Annotated in this window: 17 protein-coding genes; 6 read left to right on the forward strand and 11 right to left on the reverse strand. The window is 33.2% G+C overall.

What is annotated here, in order from left to right; translation table 11 throughout:
• The first annotated feature begins 31 nt into the window (after positions 1 to 31).
• Complete coding sequence (locus NG655_RS07395) at positions 32 to 1489, forward strand: sodium:solute symporter (RefSeq protein ID WP_252159103.1); 1458 nt, start codon at positions 32 to 34, stop codon at positions 1487 to 1489.
• Here the strand turns inward: NG655_RS07395 and NG655_RS07400 are convergent.
• Genes NG655_RS07400 through NG655_RS07415 form a run of 4 tightly spaced genes read right to left on the reverse strand, consistent with a single transcriptional unit; the run spans position 1466 to position 4868 of the window.
• Positions 1466 to 1840: a CoA-binding protein gene (locus NG655_RS07400; RefSeq protein WP_252158686.1), complete on the reverse strand. Its 375-nt coding sequence runs from the start codon at positions 1838 to 1840 to the stop codon at positions 1466 to 1468. The genes NG655_RS07395 and NG655_RS07400 overlap by 24 nt on opposite strands.
• 1 nt (position 1841) lies before the next feature.
• On the reverse strand, positions 1842 to 2849 hold the full coding sequence (locus tag NG655_RS07405; RefSeq protein ID WP_252158687.1) for a 3-oxoacyl-ACP synthase III family protein: 1008 nt from the start codon (positions 2847 to 2849) through the stop codon (positions 1842 to 1844).
• Between the two features lie 57 nt (positions 2850 to 2906).
• A complete protein-coding gene (locus NG655_RS07410) occupies positions 2907 to 4214 on the reverse strand; it encodes an ABC1 kinase family protein (RefSeq protein ID WP_252158688.1) in 1308 nt (435 codons plus the stop codon).
• On the reverse strand, positions 4215 to 4868 hold the full coding sequence (locus tag NG655_RS07415) for a TetR family transcriptional regulator C-terminal domain-containing protein (protein WP_252158689.1): 654 nt from the start codon (positions 4866 to 4868) through the stop codon (positions 4215 to 4217).
• 133 nt (positions 4869 to 5001) lie between these two features.
• On the opposite strand from NG655_RS07415, the gene htpG reads away from it, so the two are divergent.
• Entirely contained in the window at positions 5002 to 6885 is a 1884-nt protein-coding gene (htpG, locus tag NG655_RS07420) for a molecular chaperone HtpG (protein ID WP_252158690.1), read from the forward strand.
• A 53-nt stretch (positions 6886 to 6938) separates the two neighbouring features.
• On the opposite strand, the gene NG655_RS07425 is transcribed toward htpG, so the two are convergent.
• Entirely contained in the window at positions 6939 to 8465 is a 1527-nt protein-coding gene (locus NG655_RS07425) for an FMN-binding glutamate synthase family protein (RefSeq protein WP_252158691.1), read from the reverse strand.
• Between the two features lie 113 nt (positions 8466 to 8578).
• Here NG655_RS07425 and NG655_RS07430 point away from each other — a divergent pair, with 113 nt between their 5' ends.
• The 3 genes from NG655_RS07430 (at position 8579) to NG655_RS07440 (ending at position 12179) form a co-directional block, all read left to right on the forward strand.
• Entirely contained in the window at positions 8579 to 9190 is a 612-nt protein-coding gene (locus NG655_RS07430; protein ID WP_252158692.1) for an alpha-ketoglutarate-dependent dioxygenase AlkB family protein, read from the forward strand.
• 111 nt (positions 9191 to 9301) lie between these two features.
• On the forward strand, positions 9302 to 11464 hold the full coding sequence (locus tag NG655_RS07435) for a DUF5916 domain-containing protein (protein WP_252158693.1): 2163 nt from the start codon (positions 9302 to 9304) through the stop codon (positions 11462 to 11464).
• A 10-nt stretch (positions 11465 to 11474) separates the two neighbouring features.
• Entirely contained in the window at positions 11475 to 12179 is a 705-nt protein-coding gene (locus tag NG655_RS07440) for a DUF4369 domain-containing protein (protein WP_252158694.1), read from the forward strand.
• Between the two features lie 14 nt (positions 12180 to 12193).
• On the opposite strand, the gene NG655_RS07445 is transcribed toward NG655_RS07440, so the two are convergent.
• The 4 genes from NG655_RS07445 to idi all read right to left on the reverse strand — a co-directional run bounded on the left by NG655_RS07445 (position 12194) and on the right by idi (position 13925).
• Positions 12194 to 12466: a hypothetical protein gene (locus NG655_RS07445; protein WP_252158695.1), complete on the reverse strand. Its 273-nt coding sequence runs from the start codon at positions 12464 to 12466 to the stop codon at positions 12194 to 12196.
• An 81-nt stretch (positions 12467 to 12547) separates the two neighbouring features.
• The gene (locus NG655_RS07450) at positions 12548 to 12994 is read right to left on the reverse strand and encodes a peroxiredoxin (protein WP_252158696.1); all 447 of its coding nucleotides are present in this window, start codon (positions 12992 to 12994) and stop codon (positions 12548 to 12550) included.
• Positions 12991 to 13404 (reverse strand): 6-pyruvoyl trahydropterin synthase family protein, encoded by a 414-nt coding sequence (locus tag NG655_RS07455; RefSeq protein ID WP_252158697.1) that lies wholly within the window; start codon positions 13402 to 13404, stop codon positions 12991 to 12993. The genes NG655_RS07450 and NG655_RS07455 overlap by 4 nt, the downstream gene beginning before the upstream one ends.
• On the reverse strand, positions 13404 to 13925 hold the full coding sequence (gene idi, locus NG655_RS07460) for an isopentenyl-diphosphate Delta-isomerase (RefSeq protein WP_252158698.1): 522 nt from the start codon (positions 13923 to 13925) through the stop codon (positions 13404 to 13406). Before idi ends, NG655_RS07455 begins: the two co-directional genes overlap by 1 nt.
• Positions 13926 to 14018: 93 nt before the next feature.
• On the opposite strand from idi, the gene NG655_RS07465 reads away from it, so the two are divergent.
• Positions 14019 to 15602, forward strand: coding sequence for a peptide chain release factor 3 (locus tag NG655_RS07465; protein ID WP_252158699.1), 1584 nt, complete (start codon positions 14019 to 14021; stop codon positions 15600 to 15602).
• 1 nt (position 15603) lies between these two features.
• On the opposite strand, the gene NG655_RS07470 is transcribed toward NG655_RS07465, so the two are convergent.
• A complete protein-coding gene (locus tag NG655_RS07470) occupies positions 15604 to 15930 on the reverse strand; it encodes an Mpo1-like protein (protein ID WP_252158700.1) in 327 nt (108 codons plus the stop codon).
• A gap of 109 nt (positions 15931 to 16039) precedes the next feature.
• Positions 16040 to 16351 carry a DUF3467 domain-containing protein gene (locus tag NG655_RS07475; RefSeq protein WP_252158701.1) on the reverse strand — a complete coding sequence of 104 codons (312 nt, stop codon included), beginning with the start codon at positions 16349 to 16351 and terminating at the stop codon, positions 16040 to 16042.
• Positions 16352 to 16354 lie beyond the last annotated feature (3 nt).

Raw genomic sequence — 16354 nt, forward strand, 5'->3', positions numbered from 1 at the left:
TTAATTTTCTTTTATACCTTTAGCCCATATGATAACACCATTATTCATTCTTACCCTCATAATCTGTTACTTTGCAGTTCTTATGTTAATTTCTTACCTCACCAGCACAGAAGATTCAAACCGAGAATTTTTTACAGCTAACAGAAGTTCTTCTTGGTATCTAGTTGCTTTTGGAATGGTTGGTGCTTCTTTATCTGGAGTTACTTTTATATCGGTTCCTGGATGGATAGAGGCATCTCAGTTTAGTTACTTCCAAGTTGTTTTGGGTTATATGGTTGGTTATTTTATTGTTGCCTATGTTTTGCTTCCTATTTATTACAAAAATCAAGTTACATCTATTTACGAATATTTAAACGATCGACTTGGAAAAAACAGTCATAAAGCAGGGGCATTATTCTTTTTTATATCCAGAGTTTTAGGAGCAGCATTTCGCTTATTTTTAGTGGCTATTGTTTTACAACAATTTATTTTTGACGCGTGGAACGTTCCGTTTGAAGCTACTGTTATACTTTCTATTGTTTTGATCTGGGTCTATACGCAACGAGGCGGAATTAAAACAATTGTATGGACAGATACTCTTCAAACTACCTTGATGATTTTAGCGGTATTCTTATCCATAAAATACATAAACCAAGAGTTAGGTTGGAGCATGCTGGACTTTTTAAAATCATCAGAATTTGAAAAATACAGTTCTGTTTTTGTAACAGATTCTTTTTTGGTTAAAAATCATTTCTTAAAATCATTCACCGGAGGAATATTCATTACGATATGTATGACTGGATTAGACCAGGATATGATGCAAAAAAATCTTAGTTGCAAAAACTTAAAAGAAGCTCAAAAAAATATGGTTGCTTTTAGTTTTGTTTTGGTTCTAGTAACTGGACTCTTTATGTTACTTGGAGCATTACTTTATATTTACGCTCAACGCGAGGGTATAACCATCCCGCTAGTAAATGGAAAAGCAAAAACTGATTTACTGTTCCCCGAAATTGCATTAAATGGAGCTTTAGGTTTGGGTGTTGGAGTAACTTTTATTTTAGGACTTATTGCTGCTGCATATAGCAGTGCTGATAGTGCTCTTACTTCTTTAACGACTTCTTTTTGTGTTGATTTTTTGAACATAAAAAATATTGAAGAACGAAAACAAAAAAGCTTACGCAAAAAAGTACATGTCGGAATGAGTGTCCTACTCATCGTTGTTGTAATTACATTTAAATATATTTTAGACCGAAATGTAATTGACAGTTTATTAACAGTTGCAGGATATACCTACGGACCTTTACTTGGCCTTTTTGCTTTTGGAATATTTACAAAGCACAAAATCAAAGATCAATATGTATGGTTTGTGGTGTTCGCATCCGTGATCATTACCAGTTTGTTAGCTAATATAAATCCAGAAACGCTCGGAGGATATGTTATTGGTTACGAGCTACTTCCTATAAACGGCTTGCTTACCTTCCTTGGTTTAATATTGATTCGTAGAAAGTAAAACTAAAGTACAAGCTTGTTCTGTTTGAATCCCTGCTTCTTTAAGAATATTCTCTAGCTCCTCATTTTCAGTACCTGGATTGAAAATTACTCTTTTTGGTTTTAATTTTAAAAGATAATCATAATAAAGTTCTTGTCGAGCAGGTCCAAGATATAAGGTTACTGTATCAATCGTACTCCAATCCAATTGATGCTCTTTATAAATTTTAAGATCCTCTAAAACTCCTTCTCTGAATCCAATGTTATACACTTTATGATTTGCAGCTTTTAGTCTATGAAAAGCTTTGTTAGAATAACGATCTGAGTTTAAAGAAGCTCCAATAATTAAAGTAACTTTTTCTGAAGTGCTCATTTTACCAAACCATTAAAGAACTTCCCCATGTAAATCCACTACCAAAGGCTGCTAAAACTACTTTATCTCCTTCTTTAACTTTCCCTTCTTCCCAAGCCTCTGTTAAAGCTATAGGAATTGAAGCTGCAGTTGTATTTCCGTAACGCATGATGTTGTTATAGACTTGATCATCGCTTAGTCCAAACTTCTTTTGAATAAATTGAGAAATCCTAAGATTTGCTTGATGTGGCACAAACATATCGATATCAGTAGACAACCAGTTATTCTTTTTTAAACCTTCGTTAATAACCTCCGAAAAACGAACCACAGCATTTTTAAAAACCACTTGACCGTTCATGTAAGGATAATAACTTAAATCTTCCGGATCATTTGCTTCTATGATTTCTGGAACCCATCGATTGGTACTGGGTCCGATTAAGGAAAGTTCTTCGGCATAAGAGCCCTCCGAATAAATATGGGATGACATTATGCCGCGTTCCTTGTTGGTCTCTCTAGTTAGAACTGCTGCTCCAGCACCATCTCCAAAAATTACAGAAACTCCACGACCTCTTGAAGTCATATCTAAGCCACCTGAATGATTTTCTGATCCAACTACTAACACATTTTTATACATACCTGTTTTTATAAACTGATCAGCTGTTGATAATGCATAAATGAATCCACTGCACTGATTTCTTATATCCATTGCAGGACATGCTGGAATTCCAAGTAAATCTTGAAGTACAACCCCAGATCCGGGGAAATAGTAGTCTGGACTTAATGTTGCAAAAAGAATCAAGTCTAAATCCTCTGCAGCTATATTTGCGCGTTCTAAAGCAATTTTTGTTGCTTTAAGTGCCATAGTTGCAGTAGTATTCCCATCACCTTTTTTAATGTGACGACGCTCTTTTATTCCTGTTCTTTCCGTAATCCACGCGTCTGATGTATCCATAATCTTGGATAAATCTTCGTTAGTGACAATGTTTTCAGGGACATATTTACCTAAACCAATAATTCTTGAATTATACATAATATAAAAGTAGTTGAGCTCACAAGTAAAGAATAATAGTAAATAATCACAAAAGATTTAGATAAACTTTTTGTAATTATTTACAACGATTTCAGCTTTGAGATCATGCAGTAAATTATAAAGTCCAAAAAATGTTCTGTTTATATACAGAAAATGTTTTGATCCTCTATTTCCATTTAATTTTCTTAATTTCTCATCCTGTGACAATCTTTCACTCATATGAGCAACCTTATTCCAGAAAAGCTCATCAGAAAAATCAAATGTTTCATTATGAAATGGAAAAGTCAACACCCCTAAAAGCTCATGAAACAATTGTGTTATATAGGCACTATCCTCGTCAGAATCGTCTGCTCTTAGAATTTCAAGAGCTGTTATTTTTTCAACAAAAAAATCTCGGTCGGCCATAGCCTCTTTTGTAGCTAATTCAAAGTATGGAGTATAAAAATCTTCTGGAACATTTTTAATACATCCAAAATCTATAGCAATCAAGGATCCCTTTTCATCAATTAAAAAGTTACCAGGATGAGGATCAGCATGAACCCGTTTTAAAACATGCATCTGATACATGTAAAAATCCCATAAGGTTTGACCCACAACTCTAGCTTGATCTAAATCTTTTAAATCAGAAGTATATTCTGATAAATGAACACCCTCCATCCAATCCATGGTTAGTATCTTATCACATGATAAATCTTCATAATAATTTGGAAACTTAAGATTCGGAATCATAGAACACGCATCTGTAATCTCTCTACTTTGTTTTAGCTCTAAAGTATAATCCGTTTCTTCTAAAAGTTTACCCTCTACTTCTTTGAAGTATTTTTCTGAGTCTTTACCCTTTAAATTAAATAAACGGGTAGCAACTGGCTTTACAAGGGTTAAATCAGAGCTTATACTATTTGCAACACCTGGATATTGGATTTTAACGGCTAATTTTTTACCATCTAATGTAGCTTTATGAACTTGGCCAATGCTTGCTGCGTTTACAGATTCTGCGGTAAATTGATCAAAAATATCTTCAGGATAATTCCCAAGATATCTTTTAAAAGTCTTTCTAACCAAAGGTCCAGAAAGTGGTGGAACCGAAAACTGTGCAAGACTAAATTTATCAACATAAGCAGCCGGTAACATATTCTTTTCCATACTCAACATTTGTGCAACTTTGAGCGCACTTCCCTTGAGACTTTTTAAACCATCATATATATCTTCTGCATTATTTTGGTCAAAATTTTGCTTTGCCTCTTCAGGGTTAGTAATTTTTTCACCAACATATTTAATGTAATTCCCCCCAATCTTAACACCGGTTGAAACTAGTTTTCCTGCACGTTGTAATTTTCCTGTTGGTATGTAATCTAATGTTTTCAATTAATTAGCGAATTTTTCTTTCCATAAAAACTTACCAAAATCAAAAATTGTTTCTAATTGGTTGTTATCAAAAACTTCGAATGCTACTGCTATGGATTTTTCTATTGCTACATCCGTTTTTTCGAAATCGGGAGACGTATCATCCAACCAGAATTTTAAAATAAACAAAAGCTGAACCCATGCTGCTTCAGAAAATATACTTATTGGATTTTTAGTTATATCCAAATTCTTATCATCATTACCCTCTTCAATTAATTCTGATGTAAAACTTTTAAAACTCGAACGCAGTTTCTTTAATTGACCCAAATTTGCCATGGAATTCTTGTGTTCCTTTAAGGCAAATAAAACATAACTACGATTTAATAATAACACTTCGAAAAACGTAAAATAAAACACCAATAAACGATCTTTTCTAGTCATTGAAGAATAATTTTCGTTCTTGTGCAACAAATTAATGGTGTTGTCATAAAACGCTTGCCATATATGGTGCTTGACCGTATCTAAAGAAGCATACTCTTTATAAAATTCTGTTTCATCAATAGAATTAGCCTTACAAAATTTGTAAGCAGAGAGTGGAAATTTTTCGTGTTCTAATACACTTTCCATATAAAGTGTAAGAATATCAGGTTTAGTTTGAACTTTCTTTGCAGACATTACTTTGTGTTTTTTACAAAAATACAATATGTTTATCTTTTTTGAATAAAAATTAAACAAAATAAAATGCCAATTTGTCAGCGTTTGCAATTTGGTATTTTTTTTGAACACTAGTTAGTCAAAAATTATTATTATGTCAAAAGGTAAAATCAATGTTTCGGTTGAGAATATATTTCCTCTCATCAAGAAATTTTTATACAGTGATCACGAAATATTTTTACGTGAATTAATTTCAAATGCTACCGATGCTACTTTAAAACTTAAACACCTAAGTAATCTTGGAGAAGCTACTGGAGAAGTTGGGGATCCAATAATTGAGATTAAAATAGATAAAGAAAACAAAACACTTCACATTATTGATCAGGGGATTGGTATGACTTCTGAAGAGGTTGAAAAATACATTAATCAAGTTGCTTTTTCTGGGGCTGAAGAATTTCTTGAGCAGTACAAAGACAGTGCAGCAGATAGTGGAATTATAGGACATTTTGGTCTTGGTTTTTATTCCGCTTTTATGGTTGCAGAAAAGGTAGAATTAATAACAAAATCTTTTAAAGATGAGCCTGCCGCACATTGGACATGCGATGGATCTCCAGAATTTACTCTAGTACCCCACGACAAGAAAGAACGTGGTACTGAAATTATTCTTCACATTGCAGAAGATTCAACTGAATTTCTTGAAAATTCTAAAATAACAGAATTACTTACGAAGTATAACAAATTTATGCCGGTCGCTATTAAATTTGGTACTAAAGAAGAAACCTTACCTATTCCTGACGGATCTCCAGAAGGAACAGAAGCTGATAAAGTAACCGTAGACAATATTGTAAACAATCCAAATCCAGCATGGACGCTTCAACCTAGCGAATTGAAAGAAGAAGATTATAATTCTTTTTATAGAGAACTATATCCAACTCAATTTGAAGAACCTTTATTTAACATTCATTTGAATGTAGATTATCCTTTTAACTTAACTGGAATCTTATATTTTCCAAAATTAAGTAATGATTTAAGCATTCAAAAAGATCGCATACAACTGTATCAAAATCAAGTTTTTGTAACAGACAATGTAGAGGGTATTGTTCCAGAATTTTTAACGATGCTTAAAGGAGTTATTGACTCACCAGATATTCCATTGAATGTTTCACGAAGTTATCTACAGGCGGACGGAGCAGTTAAAAAAATAAGCAATTACATTACCCGAAAAGTTGCTGACAAGCTTACGAGTCTCTTTAAAAAAGATCGAGCTGCATTTGAACAGAAATGGAATGACATCAAGGTTGTTATTGAATATGGAATGCTTTCTGAAGATAAATTCTTTGAAAAATCAGACAAATTTGCACTTTACCCGACAGTAGATGGCTCCTTCTTTACGTTCGAAGAATTAAAGGAAGCAATCAAAGATTTACAAACAGACAAAGACGACAAACTCGTAGTTCTTTATGCATCAAACAAAGATGAACAACACGCTTACATAGAAGCTGCAAAAGAAAAAGGATACCAAGTGTTACTTTTAGATTCTCCAATTGTACCTCACTTAATTCAAAAGCTTGAGGGAGCAAACGAAAATCTTTCTTTTGTACGAGTTGATGGTGATGCCATTGAAAATCTAATTAAGAAAGACGAAGTAACTGTTTCTAAATTATCGGATGAAGAAAAAGAAAAACTAACTCCATTAATTGAAGCTGTAATTCCAAAAGAAAAATATACAATTCAATTAGAGGCATTAAGTAGTTCTCAACTTCCATTTGTATTAACTCAGCCTGAGTTCATGAGAAGAATGAAAGAAATGCAACAAACAGGTGGTGCAGGAAGTATGTTTGGGAATTTCCCGGAGATGCATAACCTAGTGGTAAATACGAATCATCCATTAGTTAGTCAAATATTAAATACAAAGACTCAGAAAAAAAGAGAGCGATTAATTCAACAAACGCTTGATTTAGCTCGACTTTCCCAAAATCTTTTGAAAGGGGAAGAACTGACGCAGTTCATTGTCCGTAGTGTTGATCTTATTAAATAAACTACATAGTAAAAAGGCTGTCTAAATAGATAGCCTTTTTACTATAAACTATTTCACAGTAGTGAATTTGCTTTTGTATATGGGAATATCTCATCATACTTCTTAATTACATTCATCCCTATTCTTCTGTTCACATGTTTCCTTTCTAATTTTTCTGGAGAATCAACCCCCGCTGCAGCTATTAGTTCTGTAAAACTTTTAAGTGTTTTTCTATGAAAGTTAGCTACTCGAAAAGATTTATCATTTACATCTAGTCCACTCATTAAGGACTTATTTTGTGTTGCAACTCCAACAGGACATGAGTTCGTATTACATTCTAACGCTTGTATACATCCAATCGCCATCATCATTGCGCGGGCACAACTTACCATATCAGCACCTAAAGCTAAAGCACGGGCAATATGAAATCCTGTAAATATTTTACCCGATGCCATTAATTTTATTTCGTCTTTAAGTCCATAACCAACTAAAGTGTCATAAACAAAAGCAAGTCCGTCCCTTAGTGGCATTCCAAGAGAATTCGAAAACTCAACCGGAGCGGCCCCTGTTCCTCCTTCTCCACCATCAACAGTTATAAAATCTGGTGTAACACCTGTTTTAATCATAGCCTTACAGATCTCTATAAATTCTTGCTGTTTCCCCACACATAGTTTAAAACCAATTGGTTTTCCGTTTGAGCGTTCTCTGAGCAATGAAATAAACTCGATTAATTCTTCGGGATTAGAAAAGGCTGAGTGACTTGGTGGGGAATGTACATCTGTATGAGGCGTTATATTTCTAATTTCTGCAATTTCTTTGGTGTTTTTTGCTGCTGGAAGTATACCACCATGCCCTGGTTTTGCTCCTTGAGATATTTTAATCTCTATCATTTTTACAGAATCTAAATTTGCTTTTTCAGCAAAAGAGTCCGGACAAAACGTACCCTCTTTTGTTCTACAACCAAAATAACCGGTTCCAATTTGCCATATCAAATCTCCATTGGGTTCCAAATGAAATGGGCTGATAGAACCTTCACCTGTATTTTGTGCAAAATCACCCATCTTAGCCCCTTTGTTTAAAGCAAGGACAGCGTTTTTACTTAAAGAACCATAACTCATTGCAGAGACATTCATTAAACTAGCAGAATAAGGTTGCCTACAGTGTTTACCTCCAACTAAAACTCTTGGTTTAGTATCAATTATTTTTTTGTCAATTGCATACATCGAATGATCCATCCATTCATAACCCGATCGATATACATCCATTTGCGTACCAAAAGGAACTGTGTCTGTAACATCTTTAGCCCTTTGATAAATTAAACTTCTAAACATTCTATTGATAGGACGCCCCTGAGTATCGGTCTCTACAAAATATTGCATAATTTCAGGGCGAATTGACTCAAGTAAATACCTGAAATGTCCTAGAACTGGAAAATTTCTTAGAATGGTTTGGCGTTTTTGGGTTAAATCATAAAAACCAATTAAAATAATAGGGGCGGTAACTACTAAACTCCACAATACAGGTTTCCAAATTAAACAAACACCCGCGGTAAGAATAATGGTAAGAACGGATAACAGAATAAAACCAGAACGAACTTTCATGACACAATAAATTTTATTAAATATAACAAATAACTCATCAATCATATTGGTGGGAAAATTATCGTTTTAAGAATACTCATGAAATTGCTTAATTAAATAACTTACTTTTGAATATGCTTGAACTTTTCTCAAATACTAATGAACCCTGGCAGCCAAAACTACCAGATGCTGAATTAACATACTATTCAACCTTTTGGACAAAAGAAGAAGCAGATATTTTATATTCTAAGTTACTTAAAGAAATACCTTGGAGACAAGACCCCATAACAGTTTTCGGAAAAACATACCCGCAACCAAGACTTACTTCATTGCACAGTGTAAATAAGGAACCCTACAGTTACTCTGGAATTAAAATGAACCCTGAACCTATGACAGAAACTCTTGAGCGTATTTTATCAAAAATAAAAACTGTTGAACAAAATAAATTTACTTCGGTTTTATTAAACCAGTACCGAGATGGAAAAGATAGTAATGGGTGGCATTCAGATGACGAGAAAGAATTGGGAATCAACCCAATCATTGCGTCGGTTAGCTTAGGTGAAGAACGATTTTTTCATTTAAAACACAAGAAAGATAAAACGCAACGCTTAAAAATAAAATTAGAACACGGTAGTTTATTGATTATGGGTGGTACTATGCAAGAAAACTGGCAACACCAGATAGCAAAAACTAAAAGAGAAATTGACTCGAGAATTAATTTAACATTCAGGAAAATATTAAAATAAAAAGGTTTTAAATATTTTTAATTCAAAATCGAAAATCAATACTTATTTTCGTATGATTAAATTAATTATTGATTGAATATCAAAACCTATTTTTTACTATTAGCTGTTCTCATGCATTTTAGCTCTTATTCTCAAGAGCAATTACAAGCTTTTGTGAAATTTTCTAATCAGGAAATTATTATAGATGGCTATGAGGAGGAGGAAGTTTGGAAATCTGCAGATGAAATTACTGATTTTTGGCAGTGGTTTCCAACGGACAGTTTAAAAGCAGAACAAAAAACAACAGCCAAGTTTTTAGTCGATGATGTAAATCTCTACATCTTAGTTACTTCATATTCAAAAACTAAGGAATATATTGTTCCATCTTTAAGAAGAGATTATTCTGGAGCAGGAAATGATAATATCTCGATAATCTTAGACACTTTTATGGATGGAACCAACGGCTTTATGTTTGGTACTAATCCTTTTGGAGTAAAACGAGAATCATTGATTTCTAACGGAGGGAATGATTTCGAAAAAGATTTTAATAGAAGTTGGGATGTTAAGTGGGAAACTGAAGCTAGTCAACAAGATGGCTTTACTATTTCGGAAATTAAAATCCCCCTAAAATCAATTCAATATCCTGAAGGTGCAACACAATGGAGACTTAATATATATCGGCACGATACAGATACCAAACAATGGTCCACTTGGGCTAATATCCCTCAAAACCAAACAATTTCAGGCTTAGCTTATGCTGGGGTTCTAAATTTCGAAAAACCTTTAAAGAAGTCAGGAAAAACAGTAGCTCTTATTCCATATATAGGAGGTTCCGTTCTAAAAGACTTTGATGCCGACGAACGTAAAAGCGTATTCAATTATGGTGGGGATGCTAAAGTTTCAGTAGGAAGTGGAATGAACCTAGATTTAACAATTAATCCAGATTTTTCTCAAGTAGAAGTTGATGATCAGATCATTAATCTAAGTAGGTTTGAAGTTACACTTCCAGAGAAAAGACAGTTTTTTATTCAAAACAGTGATCTATTTGTGAACTTTGGAGATCGTAGGGAAGCACAGCCTTTTTTCTCAAGGAGGATTGGAGTGGCTAAGGACACTACAGGAGCTACGTTTGAGAATAAAATTATAGCTGGAGTTCGATTAAGTGGTAAAGTAAATAATGATCTTCGTCTTGGTTTTTTAAACATGCAAACCGAGCAGGATGAAGCAAATCAAATTGCTGCAAATAACAATACCGTATTTACACTTCAGCAAAAAGTATTTGATCGGTCTAACATAAACTTCATATTTGTTAATAGACAAACCACCGGAGATCCCGATTTTGAACACACCCAAGACCGTTTCAATAGAGTTGTTGGTGTTGATTTTAATTTAGCTTCTAAAAGTAATCGTTGGAATGGAAGAACTTTTATTCACAACTCATTTAGTCCTGATCAAAAAAATGACGCATATTCAGCTGGTATTAATCTAGAATATAACGCTAAAGTTCATTCTGTATCTTATGGAGGTGTTCGTATCGGAGATAATTATCAATCTGACCTGGGATTCATCAGAAGAACTGGAATATTAAAAAACTATTTGCGCTATACTTACAGAATCTGGCTTGATTCTAAAATTCTGCGTTCTATCAATCTATCACAAACTTTTTACTATGTAGGAAGGCCTAAAGATGATAACTTAACTACAGATCGTGGGCTTTGGTCCAATGTAGAATTTTCTTTTAAAAATCAATCAAGAATTCAATTACGATACAGTAATAGATACACCTATCTTCTAAATTCATTTGACCCAACAAGAAGTTTAGACATTGATCCTTTATCTGCAAATACAGGTTTCAAGTACAATGATGTTGAAGTTTCTTATCGTTCTGATCCCAACAATATCTTTACATATAATGCAAGAAGCTCTTATGGTAGTTTTTTTAATGGAAAAAAACTCTCTTTCTCTTCCCAAATGAATTACCGCATTCAGCCCTATTTTACAGCGAGTATGCGCTTAAATTATGATCGGATTAAATTGCCTAATTATAATGCAGTTGATTTAATACTAGTGGGTCCAAAGGTTGATGTCACTTTCAACAAAAAATTATTTTGGGGGACATTTTTCCAATATAGTTCTCAATCAGAAATTTTTGGCATAAATTCTAGATTACAATGGAGATTTAGTCCTTTATCAGATTTTTATCTTGTTTATAATGATAATTACTTTGTAACTGATACTTTTGCACCTAAAGTTCGGAGTTTAACCTTTAAATTAACCTACTGGTTTAATAAATAAAAAACATTTTATGAGATCTATTTTTACCCTTTTCGTTTCAATCTTAATAATTTCTTGTGGCTCACCAACAAAAAAAGCCATGAATGTAACTGGAACAATTGACGGATTAAGAAAAGGAACTTTATACCTTCAAAAAATTGAAGACACGCTTCTTGTTAATGTAGATTCAATTAAAGTCGAAAAAAATAAAGTTTTTAGTTTGGGAGATGATGGAATAACATCACCAGAAATGTATTACTTATATCTTGACAAAGAAGACGGGAATGTATTGAATGACCGCATTTCGTTTTTTGGAGAAAAAGGAGATATTACTATAAACACTTTATTAAAAACATTCGAAAGTAGTGCAAAAATTTCCGGATCCGAAAATCAAGTTTTATGGGAGGAATATCAAGGAACATTAAGAAGATTTAATGAAACGAGTCTTAAGCTATTGAAAAATTATATAGAAGAAGATTCTTTAAGTCCAAAGGCAAAAGAAGCTAAATTTGAAGAAGACTCTAAAAGATTATTAAAAAGACGTTATCTATATGCCTTAAACTTTGCAACAAACCATGCGGATAAAGAAATAGCACCATATATTGGGTTATTCGAAATTAGTAATGCAAACCCAAAGCTTCTCAATGATCTTTATTCAGAAATGTCTGAAAAAGTAAAAAACTCAACCTATGGGGTTGAGTTTAGTAAACATCTTGCTTCCCTAAAGGAAGAATAATTCTTTGAAACTTTCTATTTAAGCTTATCTATTTTATCTGAAATAGAAGCAGTTGTTTTATTCAATTGCTCTACAATTGAATTGAAATGTTTCTTTGCAGAAGTTCCTTCTTGAAAATCGTGAATTTTAATAATAAGTTCATCAAACAAAGCAATTGCTTCATCGATTAACTTTTCACTTTTCTTGAAATCACCTTTAGGATTCATTAGTTCCCAAACATAGATTTCTTCTATTAAAGAGCCAACACTATTATTGATATCTTTCTTTAGTTGTTTTTTACTAGCCATAACACTTCTTTGTTTTTGGTAAAGGTATTGAAATTATATTTGTTAACGTCAGTAGTATCTTAAAGTAAGATTCGAAAATAGTTATTTTAATTTCTGTAATGCTTTCTTAATATGACTATCTGGCAATAAACTATTATGAACGTAAGAAACGTCCCCCTCTTTATTAATTACAAAAGTTATTCGTTTAGTGTAGAGGCCAAATAGAATCTTCGGCAATTTAAACAAGCGCTGTACTTTCTGTTTAGAATCGGATAAAAGTATAAACGGAAGACGATGTCTTTTTGCAAATTTCTGATGACTTTTAACCCCATCTGAGCTAATACCAATTACCTCTGCACCTAGTTCAAGAAACTCCTCGTAATGATCTCTAAAACTACAAGCCTCAGCTGTGCATCCAGGTGTTTCGTCTTTTGGATAAAAATAAACAATAACAGGTTTTACACCGATTACTGTTTCACTTTTAAATTGATTTCCATGTTGATCAAATAATTCAAATCTAGGAACAGGATCACCTATTTTTAAGCTCATAAATTTTCGGAGTAAGTCACAAAGTTTCTTGGAGTTTCATAGAGTACAACTTCCATTCTTTGCTCTTTGGTAAGGATTTTTTTTAATTTATTATAAATAACAACAACAATGTTTTCTGCGGTAGGTATCGTATCGGAAAATTCTGGAACTTCTAAGTTTAAGTTTTTATGATCAAAAGCATCTTCAACTTCAGATTTAATATAATCTTTTAAAACTTTCATATCCATAACATAACCTGTGTTAGGGTCGATTGGTCCAGTTACACTTACAATTAGCTCGTAATTGTGTCCGTGGAAGTTTGGATTAGAGCATTTACCAAATATGGCATTATTTTGTTTGTCACTCCAATCTTTTCTGTACAAGCGATGTGCTGCATTAAAATGTGCTTTTCTGCTTACTGTTACATTCATTATTTTTGGTTTAAATGATTATAAAAACGATCAAAGATTATAGCAAACCACACGGTATAAGAATCTGGATTATTTTTTAAGTCAGAATTAATCTCTTCAATATTCATCCATTTCCAAGAAGCAACTTCTTCTGGATTAATAACAGGATCTCCTTCATACCGACCAAGCATAACGTGATCTAATTCATGTTCTGTTAAACCATTATCAAAAGGTGCTTTATATATAAAATTGAAAAGATATTCTAAAGGGGTTGTAAACCCCATTTCTTCATCGAGTCTTCTAAGTCCTGCTTCAATATTACCTTCTCCATCACGTTGATGACTACAACATGTGTTTGTCCAAAGTCCTGGAGAGTGATATTTTTCTATAGCTCGTTGTTGGAGCATCAATTCATTTTTGTCATTTACAACAAAAACAGAAAAGGCACGGTGTAAAACTGCCTTCTCATGAGCCTCCATTTTTGGCATCAAACCTATGGGTTCATCATTCGAGTTAACGAGTATAACTTTTTCTTCTTCCATCGTTTCAAAATTACCAATTAATTTATCAAAAACCTATTTTGAAAAGCATGAGCCTTCCTATATATATTTGTATTTTTGAGCAAAATTTAATTCATGTTTTTAGAAGAAATCGCAAGGAGGAGAACCTTTGGAATTATTTCGCACCCTGATGCTGGAAAAACCACTCTAACAGAAAAATTACTCCTTTTTGGAGGAGCAATTCAAGAGGCTGGAGCTGTGAAGTCGAACAAAATTAAAAAAGGTGCTACAAGCGATTTTATGGAAATTGAACGTCAACGTGGAATTTCTGTTGCTACTTCTGTTCTTGCCTTTATTTATAAAAACAAGAAAATAAATATCCTCGATACACCTGGACACAAAGATTTTGCAGAGGACACTTTTAGAACCTTGACTGCAGTAGATAGTGTTATAGTTGTTATTGATGTTGCTAAAGGAGTAGAAGAGCAAACCGAAAAGTTAGTAGAGGTATGCCGAATGCGAAGTATCCCTATTATTGTTTTCATAAACAAATTGGATCGAGAAGGAAAAGATTCTTTTGATCTTTTAGATGAAATCGAAACAAAGTTAGGATTGCGAGTTACTCCTTTATCTCACCCGATTGGAATGGGTTATGACTTTAAAGGAATTTATAATATTTGGAATAAAAACGCAAAACTATTTCTGGAAGACACCAAGACATCTAAAGGAAAAACTGTTTCATTTGATGATTTAGATGATCCTGAGCTCGAACGTTTAATAACTAGTAATTCTTTAGAAACTTTAAAAGAAGAATTAGAATTAGTTTCTGGAGTTTATCCCCCATTTTCACAAGATGAATATTTAGCTGGAAAACTACAACCTGTATTTTTTGGTTCTGCTTTAAATAATTTTGGAGTACAAGAACTGCTAGATTGTTTTATTGATATTGCTCCACCCCCACTAGAAAAACAAGCAGAAGAACGCGTAATTCAACCTAATGAAGACAGCTTCAGTGGTTTTGTTTTTAAAATACACGCCAACATGGATCCAAATCATAGAGATCGCTTAGCGTTTATTAAAATCGTTTCTGGAACTTTTGAGCGAAACACTCCTTATTTGCATGTTCGAAATAATAAAAAAGTTAAATTTTCAAGTCCTAATGCCTTTTTTGCAGAACGAAAAGAAATTGTAGACATCTCTTATCCTGGAGATATAGTTGGGCTACATGATACTGGAAATTTTAAAATTGGAGACTCCCTAACCTCAGGGGAAAAGATTCATTTCAAAGGTATTCCAAGCTTCTCTCCCGAACATTTTAGATACATCAACAATGCGGATCCAATGAAAGCTAAACAACTAAACAAAGGGGTTGATCAGCTTATGGATGAAGGGGTAGCACAGTTGTTTACTATGTCCATGAACAATCGAAAAATTATTGGTACCGTTGGAGCACTTCAATTTGAAGTTATTCAATACCGTTTGGAACACGAATATGGAGCTATTTGTTCCTATGAAAATCTTAATGTTTATAAAGCCTGTTGGGTAGAGCCAGAAGATGAGAAGAATCATGAGTTTGTTGACTTCAAAAGAGTAAAACAAAAATTCTTAGCTACAGATAAACAAGGACAATTAGTCTTTTTAGCAGATTCTAGCTTTTCATTACAAATGACACAACAAAAATATCCATCTGTTAAGTTTCATCTTACCTCAGAATTTTAATCTAATCCTTAGAGGCATCGAAACCACGTTTACCGAGCAAGATGTCAAAAAAAAGTGTAAAATCGCCTCTTAAACTCCATAAAGGATGCTTAAAAGTGGCTGGTTTGTTTTTTTCAAAAAAGGCATGACCAATCCAAGCAAAACCATATCCTGTTAATGGAAGTGCGATCCAATAACGAGCTTCTTTTTGAGCGAATATTAAAAAAACTAACAATCCTAGAACTAAGAATGTACCTATAAAGTGAAGAATGCGACTGGTTTTATTTTTGTGTTCTGATAAGTAGAATGGATAAAATTCTTTAAAGTTTTTAAAAGATGAGTTTCCCATGGTCTTTGTTTTTTACTAAAGTAACCTTTTTATAATTCAAAAGAAAACAAGATAATCATTTGAACATGATTAAAAAAAATCCCCAACATTGCTGTTGAGGATTATTTTATTAGGCTTCACCGGTAGGGCCAAAATTTAATGGAATTGGAGGTTGTTCGTTAAATTGAATTTCTCCATTTGCATTTTCAAACCGTTGAATGTTTTCACTCAACGCTTTTTGTAATCTCTTGGCATGTTGCGGAGTTAAAATAATTCTAGACTTAACCTTAGCTTTTGGAGCCCCAGGCATCATTGATATAAAATCAACAATAAACTCAGATACTGAATGGTTGATTATGGCTAGGTTCGAGTAAGTACCCTCAGCCGTAGCTTCATCTAATTCAATATTTATTTTTTGTTCTTCTGTCTTTGAATCACTCATAAC

This window comes from Candidatus Arcticimaribacter forsetii, from assembly GCF_910589745.1.
GTDB classification, from domain to species: Bacteria; Bacteroidota; Bacteroidia; order Flavobacteriales; family Flavobacteriaceae; genus Arcticimaribacter; species Arcticimaribacter forsetii.

Coding starts and splice junctions, on each gene's coding strand:
- NG655_RS07455 (WP_252158697.1), bottom strand. CDS start 13,404: ATGAATGTAACAGTAAGCAGAAAAGCACATTTTAATGCAGCACATCGC.
- NG655_RS07430 (WP_252158692.1), top strand. CDS start 8,579: ATGCTTGAACTTTTCTCAAATACTAATGAACCCTGGCAGCCAAAACTA.
- NG655_RS07415 (WP_252158689.1), bottom strand. CDS start 4,868: ATGTCTGCAAAGAAAGTTCAAACTAAACCTGATATTCTTACACTTTAT.
- NG655_RS07470 (WP_252158700.1), bottom strand. CDS start 15,930: ATGGGAAACTCATCTTTTAAAAACTTTAAAGAATTTTATCCATTCTAC.
- NG655_RS07450 (WP_252158696.1), bottom strand. CDS start 12,994: ATGAGCTTAAAAATAGGTGATCCTGTTCCTAGATTTGAATTATTTGAT.
- NG655_RS07440 (WP_252158694.1), top strand. CDS start 11,475: ATGAGATCTATTTTTACCCTTTTCGTTTCAATCTTAATAATTTCTTGT.
- NG655_RS07400 (WP_252158686.1), bottom strand. CDS start 1,840: ATGAGCACTTCAGAAAAAGTTACTTTAATTATTGGAGCTTCTTTAAAC.
- NG655_RS07445 (WP_252158695.1), bottom strand. CDS start 12,466: ATGGCTAGTAAAAAACAACTAAAGAAAGATATCAATAATAGTGTTGGC.
- idi (WP_252158698.1), bottom strand. CDS start 13,925: ATGGAAGAAGAAAAAGTTATACTCGTTAACTCGAATGATGAACCCATA.
- NG655_RS07425 (WP_252158691.1), bottom strand. CDS start 8,465: ATGAAAGTTCGTTCTGGTTTTATTCTGTTATCCGTTCTTACCATTATT.
- htpG (WP_252158690.1), top strand. CDS start 5,002: ATGTCAAAAGGTAAAATCAATGTTTCGGTTGAGAATATATTTCCTCTC.
- NG655_RS07435 (WP_252158693.1), top strand. CDS start 9,302: ATGCATTTTAGCTCTTATTCTCAAGAGCAATTACAAGCTTTTGTGAAA.
- NG655_RS07475 (WP_252158701.1), bottom strand. CDS start 16,351: ATGAGTGATTCAAAGACAGAAGAACAAAAAATAAATATTGAATTAGAT.
- NG655_RS07405 (WP_252158687.1), bottom strand. CDS start 2,849: ATGTATAATTCAAGAATTATTGGTTTAGGTAAATATGTCCCTGAAAAC.
- NG655_RS07465 (WP_252158699.1), top strand. CDS start 14,019: ATGTTTTTAGAAGAAATCGCAAGGAGGAGAACCTTTGGAATTATTTCG.